Genomic DNA, 14,803 nt, shown 5'->3' on the forward strand with positions numbered 1-14,803 from the left:
AAAAATATCTAAACAAAAATTAAAAATTTACTTTATTATTATTTATCATAGTGTTAATTGAAATCAAGTAATCAATGATTACTTTTGACAAATAATCATTGATAATCATACAAATGATTGGTATAGTTAATTTCAATCACATTATGCTCATATGTGAGGTTAATATGACGGAACTAAAAAGACAAAATGCAATTTTAGAGCTGTTGCATCGGCAGGGATCGTTAACAATCAACGAAATCGTCAATGGTTTCTCGGTGTCTCCGGCAACGGCGCGCCGCGACATTACCAAGTTGGATACGCAAGGAAAGCTGAAAAAAGTCCGTAATGGTGCTTATGTAGCAGAGGAAAGTAACAAAAGCACCACTTGGTCGCCGATGAATATTCATCAAACCTCTAACTATGATGAAAAAAGCAAAATTGCTAAAAAAGCCGCTGAATTGTGTAAAAACGGCGAGAGTATTGTGATTAACTGCGGTTCCACCGCGTTTTTACTAGGACAAGAGATCAATGGGAAACCCGTACAAGTCATTACTAACTACTTTCCATTGCTCAACTACCTGATTGAACAGAACCACGATAATTTAGTGGTCTTGGGCGGACAGTTTTATAAAGAAAAGAATCTTTTTCTGAGCACCGACCAAACCAGTGATGCGTTTTATGCCGGACACTATATGTTTACCAGCGGTAGTGGCTTAAGTGAAGAGGGGCTGTTCAAAGTGGATCTGTTGTCCGCTATGGTTGAACAAAAGATGGTGAAACACGTCAACAAGCTGGTGGCATTAGTTGACAGCTCAAAAGTTGGCGGACGAATCGGCACCATTTTTGCAACCGCAGAACAGTTAGATATCGTTATTACAGGAAAGGACGCCAATCCGACAGTGATCACGGCCTTAAAAGAAAAAGGTGTGGACGTGATTTTAGTCTAAAAGTGCGGTTAGCTCTCTTGCAATAACGTTGTGATCAATCAAATTTGTTAACCAAAATAAAGGTAAATATTATGAGTAAAGTTGATGAAATTACACGTGAATCTTGGATTTTAAGCACCTTTCCGGAATGGGGAACTTGGCTTAATGAACAGATTGAGCAAGAGCAAGTGCAAGCTGGCACCGTGTCAATGTGGTGGTTGGGTTGCACCGGAATTTGGTTTAAAACCGCCGGTAATACCAATATCTCGGTAGATTTCTGGTGTGGAACCGGAAAACGCAGCGGTAAAAATCCATTAATGAACAAACAACACCAAATGATGCGGATGGGCGGTGTACGTAACTTACAGCCGAATTTGAGAACCTCCGTGTTTGTGCTGGATCCGTTTGCGATTAAACAAATTGATGCAGTGATGGCAACCCACGATCACGCTGACCACATCGACCCGAATGTTGCCGCCGCCGTTCTGCAAAACTGTGACGAGAAAGTCAAATTTATCGGCCCGAAAGCCTGTGTTGATTTATGGCAAAAATGGGGCGTGCCAGCGGATCGCTGTATTATCGCCAAAGTCGGCGATGAAATCGAAGTCGGTGATGTCAAAATCAAAGTGTTGGACGCTTTCGACCGTACCGCACTTGTCACCTTACCGGCAGGCGAATCCTCGACTGATAAAGCCATTTTAGACGGCATGGACGACCGCGCCGTCAACTACCTGTTCCAAACCAGTGGCGGAAATATCTACCATTCCGGTGATTCACACTACTCCAACTACTACGCCAAACACGGTAACGAGCATAAAATTGATGTTGCCTTTATGTCATACGGTGAAAACCCACGTGGTGTGACCGACAAAATGACCTCTTCCGATATTTTACGCGCTGCCGAGTGTTTGAATACCCAAGTCGTGGTGCCGATTCACCACGATATCTGGTCAAACTTCCAAAGTGATCCGCGTGAAATCGAAGTGCTGTGGAATATGAAGAAAGAGCGGTTGGGCTATCAATTCCACCCGTTCTTCTGGCAAGTCGGTGGCAAATACACCTTCCCGACTGACAAAGATAAAATCTATTTCCAACACTACCGTGGCTTTGAAGACATCTTTATCGATGAACCGGAATTACCGTACAAATCGTTCCTGTAATTGAAAGGAATCTGGCAAGGGGCTGTGGCGACACAGCCCTTTTTAGTTCTGAGTGCTTTTAGTTCTGGGCAATATGAAAAATCTGGGGCGATATAATCGCCCCTTCTATATCAGTGAACAAAAATACTTAACTTACTGCCCATAATAAGCATTTTTGCCATGCTTACGCAGGTAATGTTTGTCTAATAAGGTTTGCTGCATTGCGCCGATGGTTGGGTTCAATTGGCAGGCAAATAAATTCATATAGGCGATCTCTTCTAACACTACCGCATTGTGCACCGCATTGTGCGGATCACTGCCCCAGGCAAAAGGTCCATGCGAATTGACCAACACTGCCGGCACATCTTGCGGCTGAATTTGGCGTGTAGCGAACGTTTCAACAATCACTTTGCCGGTTTCCAGCTCATATTCCCCTTGGATCTCTGCGTCCGTCATCAAACGAGTGCAGGGAATCGTGCCGTAGAAGTAGTCTGCATGGGTGGTGCCTAGTGCAGTCAAATCTCTCCCGGCTTGTGCCCAAGTGGTGGCATGACGCGAATGGGTGTGCACAATGCCACCGATTTGCGGAAATTGACGATATAGCTCCAGATGGGTCGGGGTATCGGAAGACGGTTTTTTGCTACCTTCCACCACGGCGCCGCTATAAAGATCGACCACAACCATGTCCTCAGCTTGCATCACATCATACTCAACGCCAGATGGCTTAATCACCACCAAACCCTGTTCACGGTCAATACCGCTGACATTGCCCCAAGTAAAGGTTACCAAACCATATTTAGGCAACGCTAAATTGGCTTCAAACACCTGTTGTTTTAATGCTTCTAACATACAAACTCCCCTTCTTTCATTTTTTGTTCAATCCAACGGCGGGCGTTGATAATTTCTGCAATCGGCTCTTCAGATTTTTCAGTCCACATTTCAATCAAGAATGCACCACGATAATTCAGCTTTTGCAAGGTTCTGAATACATTGACAAAATCGACACAGCCTTCGCCAAACGGCACATCTCGGAACTGCCCTTTGCACGTTTCTGTCACCGCATAGGTATCTTTCAAGTGAATCGCTGCAATCCGATCGATACCTAATTCCAATTCTTGGCTGACATCATTGCCCCAAGCCGATAAGTTGCCGACATCAGGGTAAACCGTAAACCACGGCGAAGCCAACAGCTTGTCCCACTGCTTCCATTTGGTGATCGAGTTCATAAATTCGGTATCCATGATCTCGACCGCCAACATCACTTGCGATGCCGCTGCTTTTTCCACCGCCCATTGCATACCGTCGATAAAACCTTGCAGCGTGCTGTCGTCTTGCTGTTCATAATAAACATCATAGCCAGCCAGTTGAATGGTGCGAATGCCGATATCACTAGCAAGCTGAATCGCTTTTTCCATAATTACATAAGCTTCTGACCGCACTTTTTGGTCATGACTGCCGAAGGGAAAACGACGGTGACCGGACAAGCACATTGACGGAATGGTAATGCCGGTTTCCAACACTGCTTTAACGATTTCCAAACGCTGCGCTTTGCTCCAATCCAAACGCGCCAAGCGTTCGTCGGTTTCGTCGATTGATATTTCGACAAAATCAAAACCACAGGCTTTGGCAATGGATAAGCGATCCTGCCAGCTTAGCTGTTTTGGCAATGCTTTTTCATAGATGCCTAATTTATGTTTTCTCATTGACTACCTCTTTGCCTTTTAAAATCAAAATAAATCACAATATATCACATTTAATCATTACAATGATTATTAAAATGCGCTAAACTTTCAAGCAATAATTTATATTTTTTATATTTATTTTGATATTTGTCATACACGGCGGGATCCGGCGTAATATGCTTCATCTGCGCAGCAATGATTTGCTGTGCTTGCTTACTGTCACTAAACACTTGCATGCCAACCATTGCCATCAATGCCGCCCCCAAACAACCGCTCTCTTCTAGTTGCGGAATCTCCAACGGTAAACCGGTCAGATCCGCCAACATCTGCATCCAAACCTCCGAGCGTGACGGTCCACCGGTCACTCGCAAGACTTTGGTATTCGGAAAACGTTGTCGCATTCGTTCTAAATGGTACATCAGGCTGAAAATCACGCCCTCATAGATCGCCTGCCATAGATGCGCTTGAGTATGTATGGATTGTAGCCCGTAAAAACCGGCCTGCATCCCAAGCCCGGCATTGGAACCATATAGAAACGGCATGAATAGCACACTACTATCGGCTTTAGGCAGTTCTGCCACCGCACGGTTAATTTCCGCATAATCATCCACTTTCCATTGTCGAGTAAACCATTCCAAATTAGCGGCTGAAGTCGGGCTGGCTTCGTGCACAATAAATTCACCCTGTTGGGCGTAGCGTCCGTACACAAACGGCAGGCTCTGGCTATCGTCAATGCAAGACGTGATTCCACTGACTACCGACCATGTACCAAGCACGGTGTTGAGCTTGGTTTCATCGTCCAAACCGGCACAAAGTGCGGTCGAAACCACATCAAACAATCCGCCGACAACTGCGGTGCCGACTTTTAAGCCGGTTTGCTGCGCTGCCTCTTCATGGATATACCCAGCAATTTGTGATGAACCGATAATCGGTGGCAGCGCCGGCATAATCTCTTCAATACCCAGCAGCTTAGCCAGTTCTGGATCATATTTGCCGCTCTGCATATTATATAGATTCGATTCGGAAATATTGGTCTCTTCGCAGGCAATTTCACCGGTTAAACAAAAACGCAAATAATCATGTGGCATCAACACGCTGCCGATTTGTGCGTAGCATGCCGGTTCATGCTGTTTTAACCAACGTAGAATCGACACCGGATGCCCAGTCCATAATGTTTGACGGGTAATCGGGTATAATTTTTGCGGCATTTGTTCAGCTTGCCACTGTTTCACAATCGCCAATGCCCGTTGATCGGCTGAAATCACGCCGTAGCCTAACGGGGCTTGGTTTTTATCCAATAAATACAGTCCCTTGCCCTGCGCTGAGATCCCAACACCTTTGATATTTTCCGCCGCCACACCTGACGAGCGAATCGCGCCGGCAATCACCGCAGCACAGGCTTGCCATAATTCGCCCATATCACGCTCAGCCCAACCGGGCTTAGCACTGATAATCGCCAGATTTTGACGATAACTGCCACACTCTTTGCCGTTGCTGTCATAAATCCCGGCTTTAATAAAGGTGCCACCGCAATCTACGCCTAACCAAAAATCCATATAGACTCCTATACCTGATTGAATATCTCTGACTATGGCAAGAATGACTATAAGCAATCAGCCTTACCATAGCAACTCACCTTATCGAAACAATGTGAGCGATTAAAAGTGCGGTTCTGAAACTTGAGAAAGCGGATAACCAGTTTAGTTATCCGCTTTTAGTTATTATTGTTGATTTATTCTGCTAAGGCATCAACTTGTTTAACTAGCGTGTCACCATTACGTTCGATAAAATATTGACGAACCGGTTTTTCTACAATATCACGAAACGGTTTGGTATCCACTTTTTCGACCACTTCGATCCCAGCTTTTCTGAATTTATCCAGAATATCCTGTTCGTTTTTGGCATTCAGTTCACGCTGATAGGCACCAGCTTCTTTTGCCGCATCCAAAATCGCCTGCTGTACTTCCGGCGAGAAACTGTCAAATTTTTGTTTATTCATCACCACCAACAGCGGGGTGTAACCATGATTAGTCAAACTTAAATGTTTTTGCACTTCATACAATTTGGTTGACCAAACGATGCCGATTGGGTGTTCCTGAGCATCAACCGCACGGGTTTCAAGTGCGGTATATAGCTCTGACAATGGCATCGGCACCGGATTAGCACCCAGTAATTTAAACGCTTCAACATACATTGGGTTCTGGTTGGTGCGAATTTTTAAGCCTTTGACATCGTCAGGGGTGTTGATCGGATGTTTAGAGTTGGTGATAGAACGGAAACCGACTTCCCAAAAGCCTAACCCTTTCAAACCTTTATCTTCCAACTCTTTCAGTAGCCCTTGTCCAATTTCACCGTCCAACACCCGATAAGCATGGGCTTTATCTTTGAAAATAAACGGAATATCGATCACATTCAAATTAGAAACCAAGCCACTGAAATTCGGTGAGCCCGACATTTCAATATCAATAGTACCGCCACGCACGGCACTGATCATGGTTTGTGCATTACCCAGAGTACTGTCTGGAAACAGCGATAACTTCAATTCGCCTTTGGTTTTCTCTTTTAATAATTCATCAAATTTTTTGGCAGCAATATGTTGAGTATCACTGCGTGGCGCTTCATAACCAAAACGTAACGTCGTTGCAGCTTGAGCGCTAACCGTTGCGGCAGCCAGCGTTAATCCGGTTAAAAGTGCGGTAAGTTTTTTCATAACATTCTCCTATTAGAGGTTGAAGTAAAACGTTTAAATTAAGGTTGTAGCCAGCTAAGTGGCGTTAAAATCAACGATGGAAACAAAACAAAAGCAAACAGCAGTCCCAATAGCATGAGCATATAAGGAAAAATCCCTTTTGCTGCTTGATCAAACTGCAATTTCGCCACGCCGGTGATCACATTCAAGACATTGCCGATCGGTGGCGTAATCAAGCCGATAGATGTATTCAGGATAAACAGCACCCCGAAATAGACCGGATCAATTCCGGCTTCTTCCACCAGCGGCATCAGCACCGGGGTTAAAATCAGTACGGTCGGGGTCAAATCCATCACCATCCCGATAATGAAAACGGCGATCATAATGACAATTAGCAGCAAGGTTGGTGAGTCAATCAAGGGTTCCAGCAGCTCGGTGATCATTTGCGGCAGTTCGGCAACGGTGATCAACCAACCGGAGACCTGCGCAGCCGCAACCAGCAACATCACTACGGCAGTAGTTTTGCCTGCCGCCAGTAACACGCCGTACAGCTGTGTGATTTTTAACTCACGATATACAAACATGGAAACAATCAAGGCGTAAAATGCAGCTACCGCACCAGCTTCGGTCGGGGTGAAAATGCCCAGACGAAAGCCGCCGATAATAATCACCGGCAACAACAGTGCCCAAATACTGTTTTTGAACGAAATGCACAGCTCTTGTTTAGTGGCTTTCGAGAACGTCATCAAATTCAGGCGTTTGGATTGCCACGCCCACAACGCCGCCAAACAGCAACCCATCATGATGCCGGGGAAGATCCCTGCCATAAACAGTTTGGTAATCGATACGCCACTGGCAACTCCGAAGATGATAAACGGAATCGAAGGCGGAATAATCGGTGCAATAATTCCTGCGGCACCGATCAAGCCGGCAGAACGTTCGACCGGATAGCCAGTGGTTTTCATCATTGGAATCAACATTGCTGCAACTGCCGCTGTATCCGCCACCGCTGAGCCGGACAGACTTGCCATAATCATTGCGGCAATAATTGCAACAAAGCCCAAACCGCCACGTTTATGCCCAACTAATTTCATCGGTAAATCAATAATCCGTTTTGATAAACCGCCTTCATTCATCAACTCTCCGGCAAGGATAAAAAACGGAATTGCCAACAATGAAAAACTGTCTGCGCCGCTGACTAGATTCTGCGCCAAGATTTGTGGATCAAACAGATCCAGATGCAGCATCAAGGCAACGCCACACACGATCAAGGAGAAAGCAACCGGAATACCCAATGCAATCGAACCCAGCAACACGCCGAGGAAAATAATAATCGTCATGCTAACTCTCCTTTGGCTAATTGGATCGCATTGGAAACCAAACGAATCAGTAGCAATAGACCAATTAAACCGCTCATAATCACGCTCGCCAGAAAATTAACCCCGGTAGGGATCTCTGAGATCGGCGCATAATTGCTCATATTCAATTGCATTTGAGCATAACTGCCGACAAAAATCAGATAGCAGCAATACAACATCAGCCCATCGGTCAGCACAGTAAGCAGTTTACGTTTAAAAGGCGACAGTTTATCGATCAAGACCGACACACTGACATGCCCATTCTCTTTAAAAACTAACACCGCCCCCAAAAAAGTAACCCAAACAAACGCATAGCGGGATAATTCTTCGGCAACAGTAATACTGGTATGGAAGCTGTAGCGTAGCACCACATTGGTAAACACCATGATCGCCATTGCTGACAGCAGTAACACCACAACGGTTTCCAAGATTTTGCTGGTATAGAAAATGACGTTATTCATTTGAACTCCTGATAAACTGATTAAAGTTCACTGACGGCAATTTTGACGACAACCTTACGAATTTTCGCCATTTCACCATCGAAGCATGCCGGACGGTGAATATCATTGGGGAAAAATACTGCAAAATTACCAGGACGCATCACCAGTTCCGATTCAGCGTCAACATCTTGATAAAACAAAATATCGCGTTCAGTATCGTAAGGTTTTGCCACCGTATTACCGCCACAATCCAGCGCAACACCAATCCGCTCTTGTCCACTATGCAGATATTGTACGTCGAGATAGCGACGATGAACTTCCGGCAAAATTTGCGCTTTTGGCTGTGTTTCCAAATCCAACACCTGCGCATAAATCAGATCGCCCTTGATCGGATAGCGCCCTGCTGCCAATTGGTCGAAATCGGTATTCTTCAGAAAATCCAGTGCGGCGGCAACCGCACTTGGATAGAGATGTTCCTCTACTTGTGAAATATGACCAAAAAACATAATGTATTCCTTAAGTATCTTGTCCGGATTAGAGTGATTTCAATTTTGCCCAGACAGTATCATCGACCGGAATGCCGTTGGCGCGGTTGTCTGCCAAAATGGTGGTAAATTCATGCCCCGGCAACCGCACTTCAATATTAGGATCGGCACGTTCTGCGGTCTTCACATAATCCATAATCCGTTGCAACTTTTCGTCTTTGGTTTTGCCGTCAATCAAACGATCTACTTCGATGGCAATGAACACTTGTGAAACGCAATATTCGTCATCTTTCTCTTCAGTCACTTCCGCTACGGACAAGCCGTTGGAAAGCAGGGTTGCGATCATATCCAACACAATCGACAGTCCTGAACCTTTCCAATAGCCCATCGGCAATAGACGGCGATTTTTTTCAACCGTGCCCGGATCTTTGGTCAAATTGCCGTCATCATCAAATCCCGCATCGACAAAGGTTTGACGACCGGCAAGACGATTGACTTCCAACATGCCGTAGGAATACATCGAGCAGGACATATCCACCATCGTGATCGGATTGCTTGGAATCGCAATAATCAACGGATTGGTGCCGATGCGACACTCTTTAGCGCCCCACGGCGGCATTACCGCAATCGAATTGGTCCAACAAATGCCGATGTAGCCATTTTCTGCCGCCTGCCAGCCATAACCGCCGCCACGCATCCAGTGGTTGGCATTTTTCAGCGCAACCACCCCGATTCCATGTTGATCAGCTAATACCATTGCGCGATCCATCATCTCTTTTGCGGTTAAATTGCCGATTGCCTGATGGGCATCCCACTGTTCGATTGCGCCAAGAGAAAGCACCTTTGTCGGCTTGGCTGTCGGATCAATATCACCTTTTTCCAGCTGTTGGATAAAACGTGGGAAACGGTTAACACCATGGGAGTAAACACCGGATTCGGTGGTATCGGCAAACATGGTTGCACAGGCTTCCGCCGTGCCTTCTTCGACACCACGCGCCAATAAAACCCGTTTGAATTCTTGTTTTAATTCGCTGTAACTGACTTGCATAATAACCTCTACTGTTGCTTGAAATTTCATATAGTGAAATGATATTTCATATATTGTATGAATTTTAATAATTAAGCAAATTTAATTTCAAATTAAAATCAATATAAATCAAATAGTTATAAAATTTTGTTGATATTGTGATCCTTATCGCATTTTTAGATTGACCTTTTCGATAAGAAAGAGGAATAATAGAGCTTGTCAATTATGAGAGCAGAAATATGTCAGATCACATTGAATCAGAAGGCAAAAAATCGGTTAATAATCAAAGTTTAGTTCGTGGCTTAACCCTGCTTGAAATTTTGAGTAACTTTCCTAATGGCTGTCCTTTAGCAAAATTGAGCGAGCTGTCTGGCCTGAATAAAAGCACTACCCATCGTATGCTGCAAAGCTTGCAATCTTGTGGTTTTGTCAAACCGACCAACACCATGGGGACTTATCGGCTGACCAGCAAATGCTTATCCATCGGGCAAAAAACCCTCTCCTCATTAAATATCATCAATATTGCTTCGCCGCTGTTGGAAGAACTGAACCTTGAAACCGGGGAAACCGTCAATTTCTCATTGCGGGAAAACGGACACGCCATCATGATCTACAAGCTGGAGCCGACCATGGGCATGATGCGAACCCGTTCCTACATCGGGCAACATCTGCAACTCTACTGCTCGGCAATGGGCAAAATTTTTATGGCGTACGACCAGCGTGATTACCTGCCACTGTATTGGGAAAAAAACAAAAGTCATATTAAAAAGCTCACCTGTAACACCATCACCAAACTGGATGATATGAAAAATGAGTTGGCAACCATTCGTGATTTGGGTTTCGCAATGGATGCCGAAGAGAATGAAATTGGCGTCAGTTGTATTGCCTGCCCAATTTTCGATATTAACGGTAAAGTGGTTTACTCAGTGTCAATCTCGCTGTCGACCGCACGCCTCAACCAAATCGGCAAAACCGCACTTTTGCAACGCCTGAAAAAAACCGCCAATGCTATTTCCAATGAGTTAGGCTCAACCAGCAGTATTTAAATCACTCCTCATTGTGTGGCATCAACGCCACACAATCGAAAATAACACGCCATTCTACCTTTTATCTTTCACAAACTTATTCGATGTTAACTATTCGTTTTTTTCTATTAACCGCTTTTTAACGAATAAATTTTGATGTTGCTCACAAAATAACAATCTCATAATTTCAAATAACAAAATATTATTTCATAATTTGAAAAGACACCTCTTAAAATCGACCCAGTGGCCAGCACTCAAGCGTGCTGTTTTTCCTCCAAACCAAGGAAACACTATGCACAATAATCACGCCGAAACCCCGCGCCTAAGCATGCAACATATCGTGAAACGCTTTGGTAGTAATATTGCTGTCAACGATGTGAGTCTCAATATCTATCCCGGCGAAATCGTTGCCTTGCTAGGCGAAAACGGGGCTGGAAAATCCACCCTGATTAAAATTCTGGCAGGCATTTACCCAAATGACGGTGGACAAATTTTGTTTGAAAACCAAGTCATTGACTCTGCGCTGTCGCTAAAAACCGATAATCTGCAACCAATCTCCTTTATCCATCAGGATCTCGGCTTAATTGAATGGATGACCGTGGCTGAAAATATGGCGTTTGTGATAGGATTTCCTAAGCGTTTTAAGCTGATCAACTGGCAAAAAGTACGGTCTCAAGCAGAAAAAGCCTTGGCAGCAGTGGGCATTAATCTGGATCCCGACACTCGTGTTTTTGATCTGTCACGCACCGAAAAAGCCTTGTTGGCGATTGCTAGAGCAATTGCGGTGAACGCTAAAATTTTGATTTTGGACGAACCAACCGCCTCACTGCCCGCCAGTGACGTGAAACACCTTTTCACCGTACTGCACACCTTAAAACAGCAAGGGGTCGGCATGATATATGTGACTCACCGACTGGACGAAGTGATTGACATCGCTGACCGTATCTATGTGATGCGTGACGGTTTTCCGGTTGCAGAAGGGAAAACTAGCGACTATTCGGTGAAAGATCTGGTCGAGGTGATCGTCGGCGAACAGACCCGTGAACATCAGCGTATGCCGCTGCCGAGTAACACCGCCCCTGTGATCACGCTTTCTGACGTTACTATCGGCGACACCGGTCCAGTGTCATTCTCACTACACCGTGGTGAAATGATCGCTCTTGCCGGGCTGCGTGGTGCAGGGCAAGAAGAAGTGGGTCGCTTGCTGTTCGGCTTACGCCGAGCGGATCAAGGCAGCATTACCTTATTGGAACAGGATTACCAGCCTACTTCGCCACAAGAGGCGATTCAAAAAGGAATCTCGCTGGTTGCCGGAGATCGCGCCAACGAAAGTTTGGTGATGTCGATGACCACCACCGAAAACCTATTCCTCAACCCTATCATTAAACAGAAAACCGCACTTAGATGGTATGATCGGGCACAGGAGCTGAAAGAGAGCTGGTTTAAATTCCAACAATTTGATATTCGTCCTAAAAATATGTTTATCGAGGTCAGCGCCTTATCCGGCGGCAACCAGCAAAAGATCGTCATGGCGCGCTGGTTACACCTCGATACCCCTGTGCTAATTCTTGAAGATCCCACCGCTGGGGTCGATGTAGGCGCCAGAGCTGAAATTTATGATGTGTTAAATAAAGCCCTTGCCAACGGCATGGCGATTATCGTGATCTCAACCGATTTTGAAGAGATCGCCCACCTTTGCAACCGTGCACTGGTATTCAACCGTGGTAGTGTGGTCGGCGAACTGTTTAATCAAGAGATCACCTTTGCGCGACTACTACAGCTGGCTTCTGCGGCGTCAACCAATCACACTTCACCCGTAACGCATTCAGCGATATAAGGATTGTTATTATGGCTCAAACCTCTGTCAAATCTACCGCACTTGAACAAGCCGTATCCCTGCGTCGGGACGGTTTTATGCCTTGGTTGTCGCAACAATCAACCCGTTATGGGCTGCTCTGGCTGTGTGTGATACTGGTATTGGTGTTTTCACTGACCACACCGACCTTTGCCTCGATGCTGACCTTGAATGCGATTTTGGAAACCAAATCCAAAATTGCGTTGCTGGCACTGGCGGCCACCACTACGATGATTGTCGGTAAAATTGATCTCAACGTCGGCTTTGGCATCGTGTTATGGCATATTTTAGCCATCAGCTTGCAGATTCAATTTGGTTTTTCGTGGCAAATGGCGGTGATCACCGTATTGGTTATTGCGGCACTATACGGATTATTAAACGGCATTTTAGTCGCCCTGGCGGACATTGACAGTTTTGTTGCCACACTCGGCTCCGGCACTGTTTTGTACGCGATTGCATTATGGCACTCCGGTGGGCGACAAATTGTCGGTGATCTGCCAGATGCGTTCTATGATCTCAACAGCACTGCGCTTTTCGGCATTCCGATCTCGGCTTTTTATGTGCTGATTGTTGCGATTATTTTGTGGATTATCACTGAACATACCCCGATTGGTCGCTGTATGTATGCAGTCGGTGGCAATCCGGCAGCCGCACGCCTGAACGGCATCTCAATCAAAAAATATACCATTGTCTCTTTTATCGCCTCCAGCACTTTGACCGGCTTCACCGGTGTGTTGATCGCCGCACAGCAAGGCGTAGGACAAGCCAGTGTCGGCATGGACTACTTATTACCGGCATTAGTCGGCGCATTCTTAGGCAGCACTACGATTCGACCAGGCAGAGTCAACGTCTGGGGAACGGTGGTCGGTATCGCCATTTTAGCCATCGGTATTTCCGGCATTCAACAATTTGGCGGTGCTTTCTGGGTCGAACCGTTATTTAACGGCACCACCCTATTGCTGTCGATTACCATCGCCGGATATGCTCAACGCAAACGTTTGTCAAACCAAAAATTGGTTCAGAAAAAAGAACCGATTACCCCTGAAACACAACCTCAATAATAAGGATAAGCTCATGAAACGCATCGCTAAAAAATCCCTTATCGCTACCGCACTTTTCGGCGTGGTCTTCAGCTTCAGCCAAACGGCTTTTGCCGAAGATGCCTTTGTTGCCCAAGCGAAACAAACCGTTGCTGCCGCCACTGCACCACAAACGGTTTGGGACGGCCCAACCAGTGGTCCGCAGCTACAAAAAGATAAGTCTGTCATTTTTATTGCTTCCGACATGAAAAACGGCGGCGTGTTGGGTGTTTTGGACGGTATGAAACAAGCGGCAGCCGTTGCGGGTTGGAAATTAGATGTGCTGGACGGTGCCGGATCGGTCAGCAATCAATTGGCATCGCTCAATCAAGCGATTGCTAAAAAACCGGATGCCATCGTCATCGGCGGCTGGAACCCGAATGTGGCACGCAATCCGTTGAAAAAAGCCCATGAACAGAAGATCACGCTCATTGCTTGGCACGCATCACCACAACCGGGTCCGATTGACCAATACAATGTCTTCTATAATGTCACCTCTGACTCCGACCAAATTGCCAAATTATCAGCACTCCTCGCCGTCGCCAAATCGGAAGGCAAAGCCCAAGTGGTGATTTTAACCGACTCGCTCTATGAGATCGCATTGCGCAAAGCCAATGTGATGAAAGAGACTATTGAACAATGCAGTGGCTGTAACGTGCTTGAGTTTGTCGATACGCCGCTGGCTGATACCTCCAGCAGAATGCCGGGATTGACCTTCACCACCTTGCAGAAATATCAGGATAATTTCCAATACACCCTTGCCATTAACGATCTGTATTTTGATTTTATGGCACCGTCACTGCGCAGCGCCGGCATCAAGGGCGATAACGCACCTTATAATATCTCGGCAGGCGATGGCTCCGTCACCGCTTATCAACGTATTCGCGCAGGTGAGCACCAAATGGCAACCGTGCCAGAACCGCTAAATTTGCACGGTTGGCAATTGGTTGATGAGCTAAACCGCGCATTCTCCGGTGAAAAACCATCCGGTTATATCACGCCGGTACATTTGGTCACCAAAGAAAATATTGCCTATGATGGCGGCGACAAAAATAACTATGACCCACAAAACGGTTATCAAGATGCCTATCGTAATATCTGGGGCGTGAAGTAATCTAT

The 14,803-nt window shown here is 45.8% G+C and carries 14 protein-coding genes; 6 read left to right on the forward strand and 8 right to left on the reverse strand.

Annotated elements, in window-relative coordinates:
* The first annotated feature begins 164 nt into the window (after positions 1-164).
* Both ulaR and ulaG read left to right on the forward strand, forming a co-directional pair.
* Positions 165-926: an HTH-type transcriptional regulator UlaR gene (ulaR, locus tag FHQ23_RS05040; protein ID WP_139613346.1), complete on the forward strand. Its 762-nt coding sequence runs from the start codon at positions 165-167 to the stop codon at positions 924-926.
* A 71-nt stretch (positions 927-997) separates the two neighbouring features.
* Positions 998-2,065 (forward strand): L-ascorbate 6-phosphate lactonase, encoded by a 1,068-nt coding sequence (gene ulaG / locus FHQ23_RS05045; protein ID WP_139613347.1) that lies wholly within the window; start codon positions 998-1,000, stop codon positions 2,063-2,065.
* A 132-nt stretch (positions 2,066-2,197) separates the two neighbouring features.
* Here ulaG and araD read toward each other — a convergent pair whose 3' ends face one another.
* From araD to yiaK, 8 genes are all read right to left on the reverse strand, one after another.
* A complete protein-coding gene (gene araD, locus FHQ23_RS05050) occupies positions 2,198-2,893 on the reverse strand; it encodes an L-ribulose-5-phosphate 4-epimerase (protein ID WP_132966581.1) in 696 nt (231 codons plus the stop codon).
* Positions 2,887-3,747: an L-ribulose-5-phosphate 3-epimerase gene (locus FHQ23_RS05055; protein ID WP_139613348.1), complete on the reverse strand. Its 861-nt coding sequence runs from the start codon at positions 3,745-3,747 to the stop codon at positions 2,887-2,889. The genes araD and FHQ23_RS05055 overlap by 7 nt, the downstream gene beginning before the upstream one ends.
* A 50-nt stretch (positions 3,748-3,797) precedes the next feature.
* Complete coding sequence (locus FHQ23_RS05060; RefSeq protein ID WP_139613349.1) at positions 3,798-5,282, reverse strand: FGGY-family carbohydrate kinase; 1,485 nt, start codon at positions 5,280-5,282, stop codon at positions 3,798-3,800.
* 176 nt (positions 5,283-5,458) lie between these two features.
* Entirely contained in the window at positions 5,459-6,436 is a 978-nt protein-coding gene (locus tag FHQ23_RS05065) for a TRAP transporter substrate-binding protein (protein ID WP_139613350.1), read from the reverse strand.
* Positions 6,437-6,474: 38 nt separating this feature from the next.
* On the reverse strand, positions 6,475-7,755 hold the full coding sequence (locus FHQ23_RS05070; RefSeq protein ID WP_139611364.1) for a TRAP transporter large permease subunit: 1,281 nt from the start codon (positions 7,753-7,755) through the stop codon (positions 6,475-6,477).
* Complete coding sequence (locus FHQ23_RS05075; RefSeq protein WP_139613351.1) at positions 7,752-8,234, reverse strand: TRAP transporter small permease; 483 nt, start codon at positions 8,232-8,234, stop codon at positions 7,752-7,754. Before FHQ23_RS05075 ends, FHQ23_RS05070 begins: the two co-directional genes overlap by 4 nt.
* A 20-nt stretch (positions 8,235-8,254) precedes the next feature.
* Positions 8,255-8,719, reverse strand: a complete 465-nt coding sequence (locus FHQ23_RS05080; RefSeq protein ID WP_139613352.1) for a NanQ anomerase/TabA/YiaL family protein — start codon at positions 8,717-8,719, stop codon at positions 8,255-8,257.
* Between the two features lie 28 nt (positions 8,720-8,747).
* Positions 8,748-9,746 carry a 3-dehydro-L-gulonate 2-dehydrogenase gene (yiaK, locus tag FHQ23_RS05085; protein WP_139613353.1) on the reverse strand — a complete coding sequence of 333 codons (999 nt, stop codon included), beginning with the start codon at positions 9,744-9,746 and terminating at the stop codon, positions 8,748-8,750.
* Positions 9,747-9,964: 218 nt separating this feature from the next.
* Between yiaK and FHQ23_RS05090 the strand changes: the two genes are divergently transcribed.
* From FHQ23_RS05090 to FHQ23_RS05105, 4 genes are all read left to right on the forward strand, one after another.
* The gene (locus FHQ23_RS05090; RefSeq protein ID WP_139613354.1) at positions 9,965-10,771 is read left to right on the forward strand and encodes an IclR family transcriptional regulator; all 807 of its coding nucleotides are present in this window, start codon (positions 9,965-9,967) and stop codon (positions 10,769-10,771) included.
* A 271-nt stretch (positions 10,772-11,042) separates the two neighbouring features.
* Complete coding sequence (locus FHQ23_RS05095) at positions 11,043-12,587, forward strand: sugar ABC transporter ATP-binding protein (RefSeq protein WP_139613355.1); 1,545 nt, start codon at positions 11,043-11,045, stop codon at positions 12,585-12,587.
* Positions 12,588-12,598: 11 nt separating this feature from the next.
* Positions 12,599-13,666 (forward strand): ABC transporter permease, encoded by a 1,068-nt coding sequence (locus FHQ23_RS05100; RefSeq protein WP_139611369.1) that lies wholly within the window; start codon positions 12,599-12,601, stop codon positions 13,664-13,666.
* 13 nt (positions 13,667-13,679) lie between these two features.
* The gene (locus tag FHQ23_RS05105) at positions 13,680-14,798 is read left to right on the forward strand and encodes an ABC transporter substrate-binding protein (RefSeq protein ID WP_139613356.1); all 1,119 of its coding nucleotides are present in this window, start codon (positions 13,680-13,682) and stop codon (positions 14,796-14,798) included.
* Positions 14,799-14,803: the final 5 nt, after the last annotated feature.

The sequence above is a fragment of the Testudinibacter crocodili genome (assembly GCF_006228025.1).
In the GTDB taxonomy this organism is placed as follows: domain Bacteria; phylum Pseudomonadota; class Gammaproteobacteria; order Enterobacterales; family Pasteurellaceae; genus Chelonobacter.

Coding starts and splice junctions, on each gene's coding strand:
- ulaR (WP_139613346.1), top strand. CDS start 165: ATGACGGAACTAAAAAGACAAAATGCAATTTTAGAGCTGTTGCATCGG.
- ulaG (WP_139613347.1), top strand. CDS start 998: ATGAGTAAAGTTGATGAAATTACACGTGAATCTTGGATTTTAAGCACC.
- araD (WP_132966581.1), bottom strand. CDS start 2,893: ATGTTAGAAGCATTAAAACAACAGGTGTTTGAAGCCAATTTAGCGTTG.
- FHQ23_RS05055 (WP_139613348.1), bottom strand. CDS start 3,747: ATGAGAAAACATAAATTAGGCATCTATGAAAAAGCATTGCCAAAACAG.
- FHQ23_RS05060 (WP_139613349.1), bottom strand. CDS start 5,282: ATGGATTTTTGGTTAGGCGTAGATTGCGGTGGCACCTTTATTAAAGCC.
- FHQ23_RS05065 (WP_139613350.1), bottom strand. CDS start 6,436: ATGAAAAAACTTACCGCACTTTTAACCGGATTAACGCTGGCTGCCGCA.
- FHQ23_RS05070 (WP_139611364.1), bottom strand. CDS start 7,755: ATGACGATTATTATTTTCCTCGGCGTGTTGCTGGGTTCGATTGCATTG.
- FHQ23_RS05075 (WP_139613351.1), bottom strand. CDS start 8,234: ATGAATAACGTCATTTTCTATACCAGCAAAATCTTGGAAACCGTTGTG.
- FHQ23_RS05080 (WP_139613352.1), bottom strand. CDS start 8,719: ATGTTTTTTGGTCATATTTCACAAGTAGAGGAACATCTCTATCCAAGT.
- yiaK (WP_139613353.1), bottom strand. CDS start 9,746: ATGCAAGTCAGTTACAGCGAATTAAAACAAGAATTCAAACGGGTTTTA.
- FHQ23_RS05090 (WP_139613354.1), top strand. CDS start 9,965: ATGTCAGATCACATTGAATCAGAAGGCAAAAAATCGGTTAATAATCAA.
- FHQ23_RS05095 (WP_139613355.1), top strand. CDS start 11,043: ATGCACAATAATCACGCCGAAACCCCGCGCCTAAGCATGCAACATATC.
- FHQ23_RS05100 (WP_139611369.1), top strand. CDS start 12,599: ATGGCTCAAACCTCTGTCAAATCTACCGCACTTGAACAAGCCGTATCC.
- FHQ23_RS05105 (WP_139613356.1), top strand. CDS start 13,680: ATGAAACGCATCGCTAAAAAATCCCTTATCGCTACCGCACTTTTCGGC.